Origin of the sequence: Luteococcus sp. Sow4_B9 (genome assembly GCF_052116585.1) — a bacterium.
GTDB lineage: Bacteria > Actinomycetota > Actinomycetes > Propionibacteriales > Propionibacteriaceae > Luteococcus.
Genome location: NZ_JBQKKT010000011.1, coordinates 37,018 through 54,475, shown reverse-complemented (window position 1 = coordinate 54,475; position 17,458 = coordinate 37,018). Strand labels below are relative to the sequence as shown.

16 protein-coding genes and 4 tRNA genes are annotated in these 17,458 nt (G+C 66.4%); 5 read left to right on the top strand and 15 right to left on the bottom strand.

Annotated elements, in window-relative coordinates; translation table 11 throughout:
- Positions 1-2 precede the first annotated feature (2 nt).
- The 7 genes from pgsA to ACTQ49_RS08635 form a co-directional block, all read right to left on the bottom strand.
- A complete protein-coding gene (gene pgsA / locus ACTQ49_RS08665) occupies positions 3-692 on the bottom strand; it encodes a phosphatidylinositol phosphate synthase (protein ID WP_441827441.1) in 690 nt (229 codons plus the stop codon).
- Between the two features lie 5 nt (positions 693-697).
- Positions 698-1,282, bottom strand: a complete 585-nt coding sequence (locus tag ACTQ49_RS08660) for an HIT family protein (RefSeq protein WP_441827440.1) — start codon at positions 1,280-1,282, stop codon at positions 698-700.
- Between the two features lie 2 nt (positions 1,283-1,284).
- Positions 1,285-3,303, bottom strand: a complete 2,019-nt coding sequence (gene thrS, locus ACTQ49_RS08655) for a threonine--tRNA ligase (RefSeq protein WP_441827439.1) — start codon at positions 3,301-3,303, stop codon at positions 1,285-1,287.
- Positions 3,304-3,410: 107 nt separating this feature from the next.
- The gene (locus tag ACTQ49_RS08650; protein WP_441827438.1) at positions 3,411-4,547 is read right to left on the bottom strand and encodes an ATP-grasp domain-containing protein; all 1,137 of its coding nucleotides are present in this window, start codon (positions 4,545-4,547) and stop codon (positions 3,411-3,413) included.
- 254 nt (positions 4,548-4,801) lie between these two features.
- Positions 4,802-4,876: transfer RNA gene (locus tag ACTQ49_RS08645), tRNA-Val, on the bottom strand.
- A 1-nt stretch (position 4,877) separates the two neighbouring features.
- Positions 4,878-4,948: transfer RNA gene (locus ACTQ49_RS08640), tRNA-Cys, on the bottom strand.
- 46 nt (positions 4,949-4,994) lie between these two features.
- Positions 4,995-5,067, bottom strand: a tRNA-Gly gene (locus ACTQ49_RS08635).
- 384 nt (positions 5,068-5,451) lie between these two features.
- Here ACTQ49_RS08635 and ACTQ49_RS08630 point away from each other — a divergent pair.
- Positions 5,452-5,523, top strand: a tRNA-Val gene (locus ACTQ49_RS08630).
- 502 nt (positions 5,524-6,025) lie between these two features.
- Complete coding sequence (locus tag ACTQ49_RS08625; RefSeq protein WP_441827437.1) at positions 6,026-6,850, top strand: sirohydrochlorin chelatase; 825 nt, start codon at positions 6,026-6,028, stop codon at positions 6,848-6,850.
- An 88-nt stretch (positions 6,851-6,938) separates the two neighbouring features.
- Here ACTQ49_RS08625 and ACTQ49_RS08620 read toward each other — a convergent pair whose 3' ends face one another.
- The 3 genes from ACTQ49_RS08620 to ligD all read right to left on the bottom strand — a co-directional run bounded on the left by ACTQ49_RS08620 (position 6,939) and on the right by ligD (position 8,964).
- Complete coding sequence (locus ACTQ49_RS08620; protein WP_441827490.1) at positions 6,939-7,736, bottom strand: PPK2 family polyphosphate kinase; 798 nt, start codon at positions 7,734-7,736, stop codon at positions 6,939-6,941.
- Positions 7,737-7,901: 165 nt separating this feature from the next.
- Positions 7,902-8,684: a DNA polymerase domain-containing protein gene (locus tag ACTQ49_RS08615; RefSeq protein WP_441827436.1), complete on the bottom strand. Its 783-nt coding sequence runs from the start codon at positions 8,682-8,684 to the stop codon at positions 7,902-7,904.
- 4 nt (positions 8,685-8,688) lie between these two features.
- Complete coding sequence (ligD, locus tag ACTQ49_RS08610) at positions 8,689-8,964, bottom strand: non-homologous end-joining DNA ligase LigD (protein WP_441827435.1); 276 nt, start codon at positions 8,962-8,964, stop codon at positions 8,689-8,691.
- Between the two features lie 112 nt (positions 8,965-9,076).
- Between ligD and msrB the strand changes: the two genes are divergently transcribed.
- On the top strand, positions 9,077-9,571 hold the full coding sequence (msrB, locus tag ACTQ49_RS08605) for a peptide-methionine (R)-S-oxide reductase MsrB (RefSeq protein WP_441827434.1): 495 nt from the start codon (positions 9,077-9,079) through the stop codon (positions 9,569-9,571).
- Between the two features lie 22 nt (positions 9,572-9,593).
- Here msrB and ACTQ49_RS08600 read toward each other — a convergent pair whose 3' ends face one another.
- Genes ACTQ49_RS08600 through hemE form a run of 4 tightly spaced genes read right to left on the bottom strand, consistent with a single transcriptional unit; the run spans position 9,594 to position 13,334 of the window.
- Complete coding sequence (locus tag ACTQ49_RS08600; RefSeq protein ID WP_441827433.1) at positions 9,594-10,637, bottom strand: ABC transporter substrate-binding protein; 1,044 nt, start codon at positions 10,635-10,637, stop codon at positions 9,594-9,596.
- A 60-nt stretch (positions 10,638-10,697) separates the two neighbouring features.
- Positions 10,698-11,471, bottom strand: a complete 774-nt coding sequence (locus ACTQ49_RS08595) for an ABC transporter permease (protein WP_441827432.1) — start codon at positions 11,469-11,471, stop codon at positions 10,698-10,700.
- 60 nt (positions 11,472-11,531) lie between these two features.
- Entirely contained in the window at positions 11,532-12,248 is a 717-nt protein-coding gene (gene hemQ, locus ACTQ49_RS08590) for a hydrogen peroxide-dependent heme synthase (protein WP_441827431.1), read from the bottom strand.
- A gap of 33 nt (positions 12,249-12,281) precedes the next feature.
- Entirely contained in the window at positions 12,282-13,334 is a 1,053-nt protein-coding gene (gene hemE / locus ACTQ49_RS08585) for a uroporphyrinogen decarboxylase (RefSeq protein WP_441827430.1), read from the bottom strand.
- A 105-nt stretch (positions 13,335-13,439) separates the two neighbouring features.
- On the opposite strand from hemE, the gene ACTQ49_RS08580 reads away from it, so the two are divergent.
- Both ACTQ49_RS08580 and ACTQ49_RS08575 read left to right on the top strand, forming a co-directional pair.
- Complete coding sequence (locus ACTQ49_RS08580) at positions 13,440-14,048, top strand: DUF3000 domain-containing protein (RefSeq protein ID WP_441827429.1); 609 nt, start codon at positions 13,440-13,442, stop codon at positions 14,046-14,048.
- Between the two features lie 161 nt (positions 14,049-14,209).
- Positions 14,210-15,475, top strand: coding sequence for an HRDC domain-containing protein (locus tag ACTQ49_RS08575; protein WP_441827428.1), 1,266 nt, complete (start codon positions 14,210-14,212; stop codon positions 15,473-15,475).
- A 38-nt stretch (positions 15,476-15,513) separates the two neighbouring features.
- On the opposite strand, the gene dxs is transcribed toward ACTQ49_RS08575, so the two are convergent.
- Positions 15,514-17,442 carry a 1-deoxy-D-xylulose-5-phosphate synthase gene (gene dxs, locus ACTQ49_RS08570; RefSeq protein WP_441827427.1) on the bottom strand — a complete coding sequence of 643 codons (1,929 nt, stop codon included), beginning with the start codon at positions 17,440-17,442 and terminating at the stop codon, positions 15,514-15,516.
- Between the last annotated feature and the right edge of the window lie 16 nt (positions 17,443-17,458).

The following is a 17,458-nucleotide window of genomic DNA, read 5'->3' as shown; positions in this document are numbered from 1 at the left end:
GCTCATCGCCCCTTGCGGTGCAGGCGCTGCTCCGCGGTGTGCTCGGCTGCGACGGTCGCCTGCGGGTCCACCACCGTGCGGCCGGCGGCTTCGGCTTCGCGTGCCTGCTGCTTGACCTGCCCCATCCGCTGCAGAACCGTCCAGGTGCTCGCAGCCACCAGGTAGCACAGGGCCACGGGCAGGGCCCAGTCCAGCTCCAGTCCCGCCAGCAGCATGCCGACCAGCAGCACCACCAGGCGGTCTCCACGGGCGGCCAGCCCGCCCCACACCTTGAAACCGAGGGCCAGCCCCCGGGCCTTGGCGTAGCTGGTGACCTGGCCCATCACGAGGGCCGCAATGGCCGCGCCGCTCCACAGGACCGAGTCGCCGCCGCCGGCATACCAGAGGGCCACTGAGCCAAAGATGGCACCATCGGCCACGCGGTCCAGCGTCGAATCCAGGAAGGCGCCGTAGGACGACCCTCGCCCGGTCATCCGCGCCATCTGCCCGTCCACGCCATCGGTGAGCACGCACACGGTGATCGCCAGGGCTCCTTGCCACAACAAGCCAGCGGGAACCAGCCACAGCGACAGCACCACGACGAGCAGCGTGCCGAACCAGGTCACCATGTCCGGCGTCATGCGCAACGCGATCGCCAGCTTGGCGGCCGGCGTCATCAGGGCGGCGTACAGCTGCCGGAAACGTTCGACCATCCGGATCAGCCCTCCGTCGCCGCGAGCCACGCCTCGGCCAGCGCACTCCGGGCGTCGGCGAGCAGTTGCGGCACCGCCCGGGTCTGTCCCACCACCGGCAGGAAGTTCGAGTCGCCCAGCCACCGAGGCACGACGTGCTGGTGCAGGTGCGCCGCGATCCCGGCACCGGCCACCTCGCCCTGGTTCATGCCGATGTTGAATCCGGCCGGGTGGGAGACCTCGCCCAGCACGCGCATGGCCGTGCGGGTCAGATCGGCCATCTCTGCCACCTCCGCATCGTTCGCATCGGTGTACCAGGAGATGTGTCGGTAGGGGCACACGAGCAGGTGACCCGGCGAGTACGGGAAGAGGTTCATCACCACGAAGCAGTGCTTGCCCCGGTGGACGATGAGTCCGTCGGGATCGTCGTGCTGCGGCTTCACACAGAAGGGGCATTGCTTCGTCGATGAGTCCTTCGGCTTGGAGTCACCCTTGATGTACGCCATCCGGTGCGGCGTCCACAGCCGCTGGAAGGCGTCCGGGACTCCAGCCATCGTTTCGGCGAACTCGACGACGGGGTCGGAATGTGGCCCGCCCTGGTCGTGCACCATGATCAGACCTCCGCGCCGTCCGAGACCGCACTTGCCGTGGGACTGTCATTGCGTCGGGACTCGATCCAGGCGACGATCTCGTCGATCGCCTCGGCCACCGGCACCCCGTTGCGCTGCGATCCGTCGCGGAAGCGGAAGCTGACCGCATTGGCGTCGCGGTCCTCACCGCCGGCGATCAGGATGAAAGGCACCTTCAACTTGGTGGCATTGCGGATCTTCTTGGGGAAACGGTCATCACTGGCGTCCATCTCCACGCGCACACCGCGCTGCTCCAGCAGGGCCAGGACACCGGCGAGGTGGTCATTGAACTCCCCCGCCACCGGGACGCCGATCACCTGGGTGGGACTCAGCCATGCCGGGAAGGCCCCCGCATAGTGTTCGACGAGCACGCCGAGGAATCGCTCAATGGAACCGAACTTGGCCGAATGGATCATCACCGGCTGCTGGTGGCTGCCATCGCTGGCTGTGTACTGCAGACCGAAGCGTTCGGGCTGGTTGAAGTCGTACTGGATCGTGGACATCTGCCAGGTGCGACCGATGGCGTCCTTGGCCTGGATGGAGATCTTCGGGCCGTAGAAGGCGGCTCCACCCGGATCGGGAACGCATTCCAGACCGGACTCCTCCGCGCACTGGCGCAGGATCTCGGTGGCGGTGGCCCACTGCTCGTCGGAACCGATGAACTTGTCCTTCTTCTTGCCGTCCTCATCCCGGGTGGACAGCTCCAGGTAGAAGTCGTCCAGTCCGAAATCGCGCAGCAGCTTCAGGATGAACTGGAGCAGGTGCTTGATCTCCGCCGGGGCCTGCTCCGGGGTCACATAGCTGTGCGAATCGTCCTGGCTGATGGTGCGCACGCGGGTCAGTCCCTGCAGGACCCCGGACTTCTCATTGCGGTAGACCGTGCCGAACTCGAACAGGCGCAGCGGCAGCTCGCGGTAGGAACGGCCACGGCTGCGGAAGATCTCGTTGTGCATCGGGCAGTTCATGGCCTTGAGGCGGTAGGCCGTACCGTCGTCGTCCATCGCGGGGAACATGCCCTCCGCGTAGTACGGGAGATGACCGGAGGTGAAGAAGAGGTCCTCCTTGCTGATGTGAGGCGTCTTCACGTAGACGAATCCATTGTCGATGTGGGCCCGGCGGACGTAGTCCTCCATCTCGCGCACGATCACGCCACCCTTGGGGTGGAAGACGGGCAGGCCGGCACCCAGCGTCTCCGGGAAGCTGAACAGGTCGAGCTCGGCGCCCAGCTTTCGGTGGTCCCGCTTGGCCGCCTCCTCCAGACGGTGCTGGTAGGCCTTCAGGTCATCGCGGGTGGCCCATGCGGTGCCGTAGACACGCTGCAGGTGGGCCTTGGTCTGGTCGCCGCGCCAGTAGGCAGCGGAACTCTTGGTCAGCGCGAAGGCATTGATGTAGCCCGTGTGCGGAACGTGAGGTCCGCGACACAGGTCATACCAGGCCACGCTGCCGTCGCGACGGACATTGTCGTAGATGGTCAGCTCGGCGCCGCCCACCTCAACGGAGGAGCCGTCCTCGTCATTGGAGCCGCCCTTGTCCTGGATCAGCTCCAGTTTGAAGGGCTCGTGCGCCTCCGCCGCCAGCGCCTCTTCCTCGGAGACGACGCGCCGCACGAAGCGCTGCTTCTCCTTGATGATCTGGGTGGCCTTCTTCTCGATGGCCTTGAGGTCCTCAGGAGTGAGCGGATCGCACTGGAAGTCATAGTAGAAGCCGTCGGTGATGGGCGGTCCAATGCCGAGCTTGGCGTCGACGAAGAGATTCTGCAGCGCCTGGGCGGTGACGTGTCCAGCAGAGTGACGCACGATGGAGAGGCCCTCATCACTGCTCATCAGGACGGGTTCGACGACGTCACCGTCATGGACCTCGCGCTGGAGGTCGAGCGTTTCGCCGTTGACGTGCATGGCGACGATGGATCGATCCTCGCCGAACAGGTCCAGCCCTGTGGTCGTGGTCTCGATCACCCGCTCGACTCGCTCCTGCGACGTGACGACGGTGATGCTGGCTGGCACAGGCGGGTTCCTTTCGGCGGGCGCGCGCCCAGACAAGGGACGAACGCAGGCCGGCCTCTGGGGGCCGGCCGATGGTTGGACTCCCCCATTCTGCCCGATTGGAAGCGTCAGACGCGTGAGGCGCCGCCCTCCCGCATGAGTCGGCGGATGAAGAGGAGGGTCTGCATGGCGATATAGCGGGGCGGTAGCACCCGTCGCTGGCCCCACGCATCGGCCAGGAATTCGCGCGCCGCCCGGATCCTCCCCGCCGCCAGAGGACCTTGGTCCGGGAAGACGTGCACCTGCCCAGTGAGCCCTGGCCCCACCGGCGGTTGGTCCTGACCCAGCAGCCCGTTGAGATAGCTGTGGGCGAAGGTGTGGTTGACGGCAGCCAGTGCAGCCACCGAATGCCACGCGCGCAGGTTGACGTCGACGACCTTGGGCTGACCGTCCGCGGCGCGCACCAGGTCAAGGTTCACGAGGCCGGTGCCCTGGAGCAGCCCCACGACCCTCTCGCCGATCCCGCGGACAGCCTGGTCCCGCACCACCTCGATGTGAGAGGAAGGACCATGCGTACGGGGCCCGAGCACGGTCCGATAGACGGTGCTCTCGACGGAGTGTCCGTCGACGAAGGCCGCGGCGTAGCAGAGCGTCTCGCCGGGGAGGAATTCCTCGGCGTACAGCTCCGCGCCGGGGCCGCCGAGCTCTGCCACCGACGAGGCATACTCTGATCCACTTTCGACCATGCGGACCCCCTCGCCTCCGGAGCCAACGCGCGTTTTCACCATGAATGGCGATCCCAGTTCCTCGACAACCGCCTGATGGGTGGCCCCCATGAGCTGTCGGGTCCGGGGCGCTGGGATGCTGGCTGCCTCCAGACGGCGGCACACCTCGAACTTGTCGCACCACAGCAGACGTTCTTCCAGCATCCGCAGGACTCGCTCGGTGAGGCCAGCACGTCGGCTGGCCTCCAGCACTTCCGCCAGGATGAACTCGGGGCACTGGATGTCAAGGATTCGGTCTCGGTCCAGTGAGGCCAGCACCGCGACGAGGTCGTCGGTGCTGCTGAAGCGGTGTCCCTCGTCGTAGAGGACGCGGGAGGAGAGACGGGCCAACGGATTGGTTGCCGAGCTGATGTGAACCACTCGCACGCCCAGCTGACGCAAAGCGCTGGCCAGTTGGTCGAAGGAGAGCATCATGCCCATGTCGATGAACACGACAAGGGAGTCCGGTGCATGCGAAGTCATCGCCTTGTGGGGAGGCATGCCCATGAGCCTAAGTGCGCCAGGTTTCCGATCCCGTGCTCGGAGGGGATTCCCGAGGCGGATCATCAGGAAAGTTGATCCAATGACTGGTTCGAGTGTACGACCACCCATGGAGTCGGCATTTGACTCGACGGAGGCGGATGACAAGGGCCTCCAGTCGAGAAGAGGGCACTGTTCTTAGATCAGGGCCCGGAGGCATGGCCGGGCACGCCACAAACGAGAAGGACCCCAGCGAATGCCGGGGTCCTTCTCAGTGGTGGGCGATACTGGGTTTGAACCAGTGACCTCTTCCGTGTCAGGGAAGCGCGCTACCACTGCGCCAACCGCCCGAGGTGGAGACGGGATTTGAACCCGTGTACACGGATTTGCAGTCCGTTGCCTCGCCTCTCGGCCACTCCACCGTGAAGATGAGTCCTCACCAGTCGGGATGGGGCGAGAGCCTCTCCGAGCGGACGACGGGATTCGAACCCGCGACCCTCACCTTGGCAAGGTGATGCTCTACCAGCTGAGCCACGTCCGCATATTGCATGAGTTTGGCCTTTCGACCTTCCTCATGCCGTGCACCAGAGGAGCTTATCGGCTACTTGCTCTCCGATCAAATCCTGCCGCTTCAGCCTCTCTTTCGAGTAGGCCCCGCGTTCGGTGCGTTGAGAACACTAGCGGACAGATTTCCGGCTGTGCAAATCGAGAGTCACACGGCGGTGATTCACGCCCAGTTCACCGACCGTCCACCCGTGGTGGGCATCACCCGAAGTCCGGCCCCCGGGGCGCACCCTTGAGTCCGCGACGCGGTTCACCTCATGGCCACAGCAACGTCGCGACGGGCTGGTTGACAGCTCCCGAGCTGGATCGTGACATCAATTTGCGCAGCACGCTTCGGGTCCACTAGTGTCTCTCTTCGCAAGGGCGATTGGCGCAGTGGTAGCGCGCTTCGTTCACACCGAAGAGGTCACTGGTTCGAACCCAGTATCGCCCACTCTTGCAGTCAGGGCCCGGAGGTCACACTCCGGGCCCTGACTGCGTCCACTGACCCGACAGCCCTCCTGCTTGGCCTCACTGGTCGGATGTACGAACCTGACGCCTGACATTCATCGGACTCGGACAGCCTGGGCGGGGAAAGAAGTTCCCCTTCTGGCACTTGAATGCTGGCTCAAGTGCGATATTTCATGCCAGGCAGCCAGCCCATTCGGAGAAATTTTCTGTCAACAGTAGATTCTACTGCCCTCCCCCGCATCCACGATCGGATGTATGGCCATCGCGCGCCGATGCTGTGAACAGGAAGTTGAATGGCGCCTGAAGTCAATGAGTATTCGCGTGTGACTAGGGGCTTTCACCCCCTCCTTGATGCCCACCCTGTGAGATGCCATCTCAGACTCTGGGATTCTGCTTGCCGCACTGCCAGTCGGCGGGTCACTGTTACACCACGGCAATGGAGCCGCAAGATCCTGTCCAACCCCCGAGAATCACGAGGCTCCCCGATGACTGCACCAGCGCTCGTCCTGCTTGCCCAGGGCTCCATCCAGCCCGAGCAGACCCGCCATCTCCATGCGATTCGGCTCCAGATGCAGCAGGCCCGCCCCGAACTCGACGTGGCGCTGGCCTTCCTGGACCAGGGTTCCCCCTCCAGTGCCGCGGTGGTCTCCAGCCTGGTGGCCCGAGGCGTCCGCGAAGTGGTCTTCGTACCGATGGATCTGACCCACGCCGTGGAACCCACCGACGAGGCGACCCTGGTGGTGGAGCAGGTGAAGACAGCGCACCCGGGTGTCGCGATCACCATGTCCCGCCCGGTAGGACCCGCCACCGATCTGTTGAATGTGCTTGACGTGCGGTTGCGCGAGGCTCTGCGGCAGTCGCACACCGTCGAGTTGGACGGGCTCGTCCTCTCGGCGCCCACGGCGGGCGACACCCGTGGCAATGCCCTGCTGGCCCGCCGGGCCCGGCAGTGGTCGGCCCACCACCGTCTCCCCTGCGTCGTGGCGGTCAACGACGGGTCCGGGGCGTCCGTGAGTCAAGCCGTGAGCACGCTGCGTTCGCAGGGGCGACGGCACATCGCCGTCGGCAGCTTCTACATCGGTGCCGATGAGAGTTTCCAGCGTCAGCGAGAGCTGGCACTGCACGCCGGCGTCGAGGCGGTCTCTGAGCCGATGGCAGACCACGAGTTCATCCTGGACCTGGTGATGGCCCGCTATGTCTTCGCGGCAATGGAGTTGCTCGACGAGACGGTTGACCGTGCAGCCGCACCGCGGGGCGTCACGGCTGACACCAACGTGGCGCCGGTCACCCAGATCAGCCACGCAGTCTGAACCGACGCATCGCACGAAGCCCATCACGCGGGTGGGCTCGGACGCACTACTGCATCCGAGCCCACCCGCGCTTGGTTCGCGGCAATCATCAGGAAGCGGCGGTGACCCGTTCGATCTCCTCGGCCACGTCGAAATCAGCCTCGGGCCAGGACAGGTCCATCTCCTCGAGCGTTTCCAACAGCAGTTGCGCCACCGCCCAGTTGCGGTACCACTTGCGGTCGGCCGGGACCACGTACCAGGGCGCCACATCCGTGTTACAACGTTCCAGCGCATCCGCGTAGGCCGCCTGGTACTCATCCCACTGCAGACGCGCGTCCACATCCCCGGGGTTGTACTTCCAGTACTTCTCCGGGTTGTTCAACCGCTCCAGCAGGCGCTCCTGCTGCTCAGCCTTGCTGACATTGAGGAAGCACTTGATGATGCGCGTTCCCCGGGCGACGACGTCCGCCTCGAACTTGTTGATGATGTCGTAGCGCTTCTCCCACTCCTGCGCGGGAACCAGGTCCTCGACCCGGACGATCAGCACGTCCTCGTACTGAGATCGATCGAAGATTCCGATCATGCCCGGCTCGGGCAGGGCCTTCTCGATGCGCCACAGGAAGTCGTGCTCTCGCTCCTCCTTCGTCGGGGTCTTGAAGGATGTGAACTGAACGCCTTGGGGGTCAACCATGCCGATGGCGTGCCGGATGACGCCGCCCTTGCCCGAGGTGTCCATCCCCTGCAGGATCACCAGGACACTGGGCGCCTTCTCATCCTCCCGTCCGGCCGCATAGAGCCGTTCCTGCAGCTCGCTGAGCTGCTCCCCCACCTGCTCGCGATGCTGGTCCGCGTCCGCCTTGCCCTCGCCCGGGTAACCGGGCGTGGCGCGAGCATCAAGACTCGCCATGTCCACCGGCCCCTGCGGCAGACGCAGGAGTTCACGCAGCGATGCCCCGGTCTGCTTGGCCTTGCCAGCCGTCGACTTTTCGGACTTCTTCTTCTTTGCCATGCCGGTCATTGTGGACCACCTCGCGCCTGTGCGGAGGCTGGAAGGACCGATCGCGGCCAATGCTCAGCTCTGGGCGGATTCCTGCGCCGCCCGGGCTCGACTGGGCTGCACCCGTGGCGGCTCGCCCGGCATTTTCGGGTACTCCGGCGGATAGGGCATCTCTCCCTCACCTGCCGCAGCATCTCGCTCGTACCAGGACAAAGCGATGCCGAGGCTTCCGGGGGCGGCGGAGTACATCGGCGCCCACGGATCGCCGACCTCGCGCCACCGCTCCCCCATCGTCGGGACGGTGAAAGCCGTGGGATCGACGGTCGGCACCTCATCCCAGAGAAGGGGTGCGGAAACCAGTGCGCCGGCGACGGGGCGGATCGAATAGGCACTTGCCATCAGCCGATCCCGGGCCATCTGGTTGTAGTCCACGAAGATGCGCTCCCCTCGCTCCTCCTTCCACCACTTCGTCGTGACCGCGGTGGGCATTCGCCGGGCCAACTCACGCCCGATCGCGATCGCCGCGTGACGCGCGTCGATGAAATCGGTGGGCTCGATCGGGCTGTAGACATGCAGGCCGCGGCCACCGCTGGTCTTGCACCAGGCCTCGAGCCCTGCCTCGGCCAGGACGCGCCGCAGTTCGAGAGCCGCCTGGGCGGCCTCCCTGATACCGGTTCCGGGCTGGGGGTCCAGGTCCAGGCGCAACTCGTCGACGAGATCAACCCAAGGAGCGGTCACCGGCCAGGCGTGGAAGCGAAGGGTGCCGAGATTCACCATCCAGACCAGGTCAGCGAGGCGAGTGGGAGTCACCTGGGCGGCGCGTCGCCCCGATGGATAGGTCACCTCAGTCGTTTGCACCCAATCAGGCATGCCCTTGGGGGGCTCGCTTCTGGTAGAAGGGATTTCCCTTGTCCGGTCCCAAGGCTCCGATGGTGAGGCCATCCTGGACGCCAGCGGGCCAGCGTTCCATCGTCGTCGGACGATGACGCAGGGCGCACAGCATCCCGTCGCCAACCGTGAGCACGTGGTTCGCCACATCGAGCTTGGTGATCCCGAGTTCGGGGAAGTAGACCTTGTCCGGGCTGGACAGGCGCACCGGCTGGCCGTCGACGTCGAGGGTCACTGCGGTTCTGGCCATGGCGTCAGCCTAGCCGGGTGAGCCTCGCGCAGGCGCATACCCGCGGGCTTGGAACCACCGGATAGCCTTCCCAAAGAGATTCTTGGTGGCCAAGGAGAGGAATCCCACGCACATGAGCGAGCACAGCCCCAATCAGGCAGTCACGCCGGCAGAGTCCAGCGCCCCGGAAGAGACGAGCACCGGGCAGGATCTGGCGCCCGTTGGCAAGGTGGTCAAGACCGAGGCGCAGTGGCGGGCCCAGCTGGATGACATGGAGTACTACGTCCTACGTCAGGCGGGCACCGAACGTGCCTTCACCGGCGAGTACACGGACACGACCACCTCGGGCATCTACCGCTGCCGTGCCTGTGGCACCGAGCTCTTCCGCAGCACCGAGAAGTTCAGCTCACACTGTGGTTGGCCGAGCTTCTTCGCGCCCCTGGCCAAGGATCGAGTGGTGTATCTGCAGGACGACAGTATCCCGGGCAGGCCCCGCACCGAGGTGCGCTGCGCTGCCTGCGAATCGCACCTGGGACATGTCTTCGAAGGTGAGGGCTACGGCACCCCGACCGATCTGCGCTACTGCATCAACTCGGTCTGCCTCACCCTGGAGCCGGACCAGGATTGACCTGCCCTCGTGCTGGGCCAGATCAGCCCAGTACGTCCACCGCAACTGCCTTGAGCGGGTCAACGGGTTTGGGCAGCAGGCCGCTCTGCGACATGAAGGCCTCCATCGCGATGAACTGTTCGGTGGACAGCCGCAGCGTCGGTTCGCTTTCGCCCCCACGCCAGAGGGGGATGGTGGCCTCCAGGGTGGCCATCGCGTTCTTGCGGGCCTGCGCCGTGGTCAACCCCGGGATGTGACTGGTGCTGGCCTCCACGGCCGCGGCAGGATTGCGCACCACGGCCTGCACTCCGTCCACGACGGTACGAGCCACGGCCTCCACCAGCGCCGGTGACTTCTCCAGCAGTGCGCGGGTTGTGACGACGCTGCTGCTCACCAAGGGGATCTCACCCGCGATGGGGATCTCCCGAACAGCCACGCCGGCCTGGGTGAACTGCACGACGTCGTTGTTGACGAAGCCCATGATCGCGTCCACCTTTCTGGTGGTCAGCGCGGCCTGCTGGGTGTAGCCGATGGACGTCACCTGAACCTGGGAACGATCGAGACCCGCAGTGCTCAGGGCCAACTGCAGGCCGAACCAGGTCTCGCCGAACTCCCCGGGCAGGCCGATCCGCCGTCCCTTGAGATCCGCCAGACCAGTGATGTCGGAGTCCTCCAGGACGATGACGGCCACCGGGTAGCGCTGATAGTAGCCAGCGACGGTGACCAGGTCCAGCCCCTCCCCACGGGCCTGCAGCACTTCGTCGCCTCCGGCGATGGCGAAGTGTTCCTTGCCGGCGGCCAGCGCAGTGAACAGTCCCTCGTTGGCTCCGTGGTGGCGCAGGGTGGCATCCACACCTCGCGCCGCGAAGCCCCGGTTCTGGGCGGCCCAGTAGAAGGGAGCGAACTGGATGTTCGGGATGTAGGTCAGCCCAATGGTGGCCGAACCGAGCGCGCTCGGCGTGCTGCTCGGAGCAGCCGAGGCTTCCTGTTCGGCTCGCTGCACCGCGGTGCCACTGCACCCTGCCGCCGCCAGGGCGGCGATTCCGGCGGCGAGCTGCAGGGCCTGACGGCGATTGAAGTGGTTCACGACTGCCTTTCGGGGGCTGGTGCAATGGCCCAGTTGGAATGGCCCAGTCCCTGGGCCGGGTTACTGTCTGCGGAGCTGTGCGGCGACCACTCGGGAGCGCAGTTCCACCGCCCGGATGGCCAGGTAGATGCCGGAGGCCACGGCACACAGCACCATGATGGTGGCGAACATTCCGACGGTGTCCATCTGGTCGCGCTGGACGGCCAGGACCAGTCCCAGGCCGTCGCCTCCCATCACCATCTCCCCCACCACGGCGCCGGTGATGCTCAGGGTGAAGCCATTGCGCAGACCTGCCAGGGCGCTCGGCAGCGCGAGGGGGAATTCGATCCACCACAGCTGGGCGGCCCGGTCCGCGCCATCCATTCGGGCTGCGTCCACGAGGTCCTGGTCGACGTGCCGCAACCCCACCAACGTGGTGACCAGGATGGGGAAGAAGACCATCAGGCCGCACAAGAGCATGATCGGGAAGAGCCCGTAGCCCACCCAGAGCACCAGCAGGGGTGCCAGGGCGATCGCCGGGATGGCCTGGGTGGCGCCGAGGAAGGGATTCACCGCGTCGGAGAACCACCGCGAGACGTGGATGGCTACTGCGAGCGGCAGGCCGGCGAGCGCTCCGAGCAGACAGCCGCCCAGCGCCTCGAGCACCGTGACCCACACGTGTGCCCAGAAGCTGGCCGACGACAGGTCCGCCACCAGCCGCGGCGCCACGGCTGCAGGAGAGGGCAACACGAAGGATGGCCAGCCCATCACCGAGACCAGCGCCTGCCAGCCGAGGATGAGCATCAGGGCAAGCAGCAACGGTGCGACGACGGCACGCGTGCTACTGCTCTTCACTGGCTCCCTCAACGACCTCGACGACGACTCCCCCGCGGGGCCTCAGCCCCGGGCGGTGATTCAGCAGCAGCAACCGTCGCCTTCGCGCGGGGTGCCCCAGCTGGTGACGATCTCCGACAGCTCGCGACGACGCCCGGTGAAGAAGGGCTGCTCCTCACGCATGTGACGGCGCGCTTCTGACCCACGCAGATCACGCATCAGGTCCACGATGCGGTGCAGCTCGTCGGCTTCGAAGGCAAGGATCCACTCGTAGTCGCCCAGCGCGAAGGACGCGACGGTGTTCGCGCGCACGTCCGGGTAGGGAACGGCCATGCGTCCGTGGTCGCGCAGCATGGTCTTGCGGTCCTCGTCGGGCAGCAGGTACCAGTCGCTGTCGCGCACGAAGGGGTAGACGCACACGTGCTTCTTGGCCTGTTCCCCCATCAGGAAGGAGGGGATGTGGGCACGGTTGAACTCGGCCGCGCGGTGCATGGCCATCTGCGACCACACCGGCACCAGGGTCTCCCCCAGTTCGGTGGCCCGCAGGGCCAGGTAGGCGTCCTGCAGCGTCTCGGAGTTGGGGGCATGCCACCAGACCATGACGTCGGCGTCGGCACGGAAGCCGGCCACGTCATACCAGCCGCGGATCACCAGGTCCTTTCCTTCGGTGGCCTGCTCGACGGCCTCCAGGGCCTGCTGGACCGCCTCGGGCCTGACGGCACTGGTCCGGGCGAAGACCGAGACCATCATGTAGTTGGTCTCGGAGTTGATCGCCTCATGGTCGACGCGCTTGCTCATGTTTCCTTCTTCCTTCGCAGTGTGGGTTGGGAGTCAGCAGCCCGCTTCGGCGCGCAGTGCCGGCCCCTCGGTGTGGATGAGTTCGACGATCCGGGTGAGCACCGTGGGATCGGTGGTGGGAGGCACGCCGTGCCCGAGGTTGAAGATGTGACCGGGGGCCTTGGCACCCGCACGGATCACCTCACGCACGCGCTCGGCCAAGACATCCCAGGGCGCCAGCAGCAGCGCCGGGTCCAGGTTGCCCTGGACCGCCTTGTTGGCGCCGATGCGGGCCGAGGCCACGTCGAGTGGCGTGCGCCAGTCGACACCCACCACGTCGCTGCCGGCCTCAGCCATCGCGCCAAGCAGCTCGGCGGTGCCCACCCCGAAGTGGATCGTGGGCACGTCCCCCTCGAGCGCCCCGAAGACCTGGGTGCTGTGAGGCAGCACCTGGGCGCGGTAGTCACGCTCGCTGAGCGCTCCCGCCCAGGAGTCGAAGAGCTGCACGGCGCGGGCGCCCGCATCGATCTGGGCCTGCAGGAAGACCGTGGAGATCTGCACCAGGCGCTGGCACAGCTCATTCCACAGTTCCGGATCGCCCGCCATCATCGACTTGGTGCGGGAATGGTCCTTGGAGGGGCCGCCTTCCACGAGGTAGCTCGCCAGCGTGAAGGGTGCCCCGGCGAAGCCGATCAGCGGCGTCTCCCCCAGCTCGTCGACGATGGTCTTGATCGCCGCGGTCACGAAGTCGACGTGGTCGGGAGTCATCTCCACCAGCTGGGCCAGGTCTTCCCGACGGCGGATCGGGTTGGCCACCACCGGACCGGTGCCGGGAACGATGTCCAGGTCCATCCCGATCGCCTTGAGGGGCAGCACGATGTCGGAGAAGAAGATGGCAGCATCCACCTTGTGCCGGCGCACCGGTTGCAGCGTGATCTCGTGGATCATCTCCGGATCGGAGCAGGCATCGAGCATCCGCGTCCCCACGCGAAGCTCTCGGTATTCCGGCAGCGAGCGGCCGGCCTGACGCATGAACCAGACGGGCAGCTCGGTGCCCTGCTGACGTCGCGCCGCGGCGACGAGGGCTGGGATGGTGGGATCAGTCACGCTCCGGATTCAACCACAGTCGCTCGCAAGCCACACATTGGACGAAGGGGCGGACCCCGGCGCGTCCACGTCGCGGGCGGCTCCCCAGTGCATAGGGTCGAGGACGTGAGTGCCGAACTTCCTCCCGACGCGGACGCCGACGTCTTCGCCGAACTGGTGGACCGGCTCGACCAGCAGGTCTGGCGGCACGAGGTCACCGTCGAGCGCATACCGTCACCGCAGCGAATCGCGCCGCACGCCGTCGCAGTGGAGGCGGAGGTTGACCAGGACGGGGCAGAACTGGGATCCGGCCGTCTTGTCCTGCTGTATGACCCAGCGGGTGTCGAGGCCTGGGAGGGAACCCATCGCTGCGTGACACTGGCCCGGGCCGAGGTGGATCTCGAGATGGTGACCGATCCCCTGCTGGCGGAGGTCGGATGGTCCTGGCTCACCGATGCCCTCCACAGGCAGGGCGCGCGGTACTGTGCAGCTTCGGGCACGGTGACAGCCGTGTCCAGCCGCTGTTTCGGGGCCATGGAGGACGAGCCCGAGCGCGCCGAAGTGGAGATCAGAGCATCCTGGACTCCCCTCCTGGACGGGCCCGACGACCTGGCCCGGCACCTCGCCGCGTGGGAACACCTGCTCTGCACGACGGCCGGGCTGCCGGATCTGCCGCCCGGGATCGTGCGGCTCGCTGCGCGGACCGGTGGTGGGCGTCGCGGGCCAAGCCTGTGAAGCGGTTCAATGACGGGTTGACCCCGCGTGGTTCAGGGTGCGGGACAACGCGGGGTGGCCGATCAGGGTCAGTATCGGGGTGGCCGATCAGGGTCAGTATCGGGGTGGCCGATCAGGGCCAATGGGGAAGGACAAGAAGTGATGAAGCTGGCGATGTGGCGATGAGCAGTTCCGAATCCGAAGGCCCGCAGGACCTGCCCGTCCTGGACCGCCCCGCCGAGGGCATTCCAGCGGTAGTGGACACGCCACAGGCCCTGGCCGAGGCCGTGCGCCGCCTGGCTGAGGGGACCGGTCCGGTCGCGGTGGATGCGGAGCGTGCCCAAGGCTTCCGATACTCGTCGAAGTCCTACCTCTTCCAGATGCGACGCGACGGTTCTGGCACCCACATCATCGATCCGGTGGCCTTCGAGGACGCTGCGGGCGTGCCGCAGCTGCAGTCACTGCAGGAGGCGATCGGGGACGCCGAATGGATCATCCATGCGGCAACCCAGGACCTGCCCTGCCTGGTGCAGGCCGGTCTGGTACCGCGAAGGATCTTCGACACCGAACTGGCCGGGCGACTGCTCGGACTCCCCCGGGTTGGTCTGGGGGCCATGCTGGAGCAGTTCTTCCAGGTACGCCTGCTCAAGGAGCACTCGGCGGCCGACTGGTCCCGCCGGCCCCTTCCCGAGGAGTGGGTGAACTACGCCGCACTCGACGTGGAGTTGCTGGTGGAGCTGCGGGAGAAGCTCGCGCGGGAGCTGGAGGCAGCGGGCAAACTGGAGTGGGCGGAACAAGAATTTGCCTGGCTGGCGGAACACTGCACCGATGACGTGGCACCCCGCAAGGAGCGTTGGCGCCGGGTCCACGGTCTGCACCAGGTGCGAAGCCAAGTGGGGATGGCCGTCGTGAAGGAGCTGTGGACCACCCGGGATGAACTGGCCGCCCGGCTGGACAAGGCCCCCGGACGACTCGTGCAGGATGCCGCGATCAGCGAGCTGGCCGTGCTGGCGGGTACCACCAAGCCAGCGCATGTTCCGACGAAGGAGGAGCTGCGCGGGGTGAATGGCTTCAAGCGTCGCACCGCCAAGCAGTACGAGAACAACTGGATCCAGGCCTTGGAACGCGTGACGGCCCTGACTTCCCGGGAACTACCCGCCTTGCGGATGTCCCCGGACGGTCCGCCAGCTCCGCGCAGCTGGGAACGACGGCACCCGGAGGCCTTTGCCCGTTGGAATCGGGTCAGGCCCGCCACGCAGCAGCTGGCGGAGAAGCTGGGCATGCCCCCGGAGAACCTGATCAGTCCCGACACCCTGCGCCGGATCACCTTCGAACCTCCTGCATTCACGACGGAGGCCGTCGACGCGAGGCTCGAGGAACTGGGCGCTCGGCCCTGGCAGCGGGAGATCGTGGTGCCTGTGCTCGTGGAGCTCTTTCCGGAGCAGTGACGCCCAGCGCCGGTGACCCCCGGCCGGGCATCACCAAGTCAGTCGGTCAGGTCCTGACTACTCGCCGTGACGTCGCTCCCGGTCTCCAGTGGCTGGCTGCCGGCGAGGTAGCAGCCCAGTACTTCGCGGGCGATGTCCTGCCCGGTCAGGGTGTTCTCGTCGAGCACCTCGTTGCGGGTGGCGTGCTCCAGGAAGGTCTGGGGAATGCCGAAGCACATCAGCGGCGTCTGCACGCGCATCCGACGCATCTGGTCGCCGAGCTGGGCTCCGACTCCGCCGGCCACCATGGAGTCCTCGATGCTGACGACGAGCTGGTGCCCTGCCGCGAGGTCCACCAGGCAGGGATTGACCGGGATGGACCAGACGGGATCGACGACCGTCGCGCGGACACCCTGACGGGCCAGGCGATCGGCCACGTCCAGCGCCATCCCCATGAACTGCCCATAACCCACGATGAGGACCTCCGAGTCCTCGGCGTGACGCAGGATGTCCATCCCGTCGAGCTGGCGTACGGCCTCGATCGGATCGGGCAACTTCTCCTTGGACCAGCGCAGCACGGTCGGGGCGTCGTCGATGGTGATCGCGGTCTCCAGCGCTTCCTCGAGCCGCTTCTTGTCGCGGGGGGATGCAAGCCGCATGCCGGGTACCAGGCTGCACATGGAGACATCCCACATGCCGTTGTGGCTGGCCCCATCGGTGCCGGTGACCCCCGCCCGGTCAAGGCAGAAGGTGACGCCCAGACCATGGAGGGCCACATCCATCAGCATCTGGTCGAAGGCCCGGTTCAGGAAGGTGGAGTAGACCGCCACGACGGGGTGCAGGCCTCCCGCCGCGAGGCCGGCGGCGGACGTGACGGCGTGCTGTTCGGCGATGCCGACGTCGAAGACGCGGTCCGGGAAGACCTGGGCGAAACGAGCCAGGCCCACCGGGTGCAGCATGGCGGCGGTGATGGCCACCAGCTCGGGGTGCTGGTCGCCCAGCCGCACCATGTGGTCGCTGAAGGCGTCGGTCCAAGTGGCCTGGACCGACGCGCTCAAAGGTTCACCGGTGAGTTCGTTGATCTTGCCGACCGCGTGGAAGCGGTCCTCCTCGTTGTCCTCGGCAAACTTGAAGCCGCGCCCCTTCTGGGTGATGCAGTGCACGATGACGGGGTCACCGAAGCCCTTGGCCTGTTCCAGGGCCCGTTCGACGGCTTCCTCGTCGTGCCCGTCGATGGGGCCGACATACTTCAGGCCGAGATCGCTGAACAGACCCTGGGGTGCCAGGACATCCTTGAGCCCGGTCTTCATGCCGTGCAGCAGGTCATAGGCAGGCCGGCCGAAGATCGGGGCCTTGTTGATGCTGCGCTTGGCCACGTCGAGCACCTGTTCGTAGCGGCGATCAGTGCGCATGCCGGCGAGGTGGGTTGCCAGACCACCAACGGTGGGGGTGTAGGAGCGTCCGTTGTCGTTGACGATGATGACCAGGCGCAGGCCCTCCTGGACGGCGATGTTGTTCAGCGCCTCCCAGGCCATGCCACCGGTGAGAGCTCCGTCGCCGACGAGCACGACGACGGTGCGCTCCTCGCCCTTGAGCCGGAAGGCCTTGGCGAGCCCCTCGCCCCAGCTCAGGGAGGTGGAGGCGTGGGAGTTCTCCACCCAGTCGTGCTCGCTCTCCGCGCGCGAGGGGTAGCCGGACAGGCCACCCTTCTGGCGCAGGGTCTCGAACTGGTCTGCACGACCGGTCAGGATCTTGTGCACATAACTCTGGTGGCCCGTGTCGAAGATCAGCGGGTCATGGGGCGAGTCGAAGATCCGGTGCATGGCAATGGTGAGTTCCACGACGCCCAGATTCGGCCCCAGATGCCCGCCGGTGCGGCTGACATTGGTCACCAGGAAGGCGCGGATCTCACGTGCCAATTCATCGAGTTCCGCGCGCGACAACCCGCGCAGATCCGCGGGCTCCTTGATCTGGTCCAACAATGCCATGGGAGACATCTTAGGC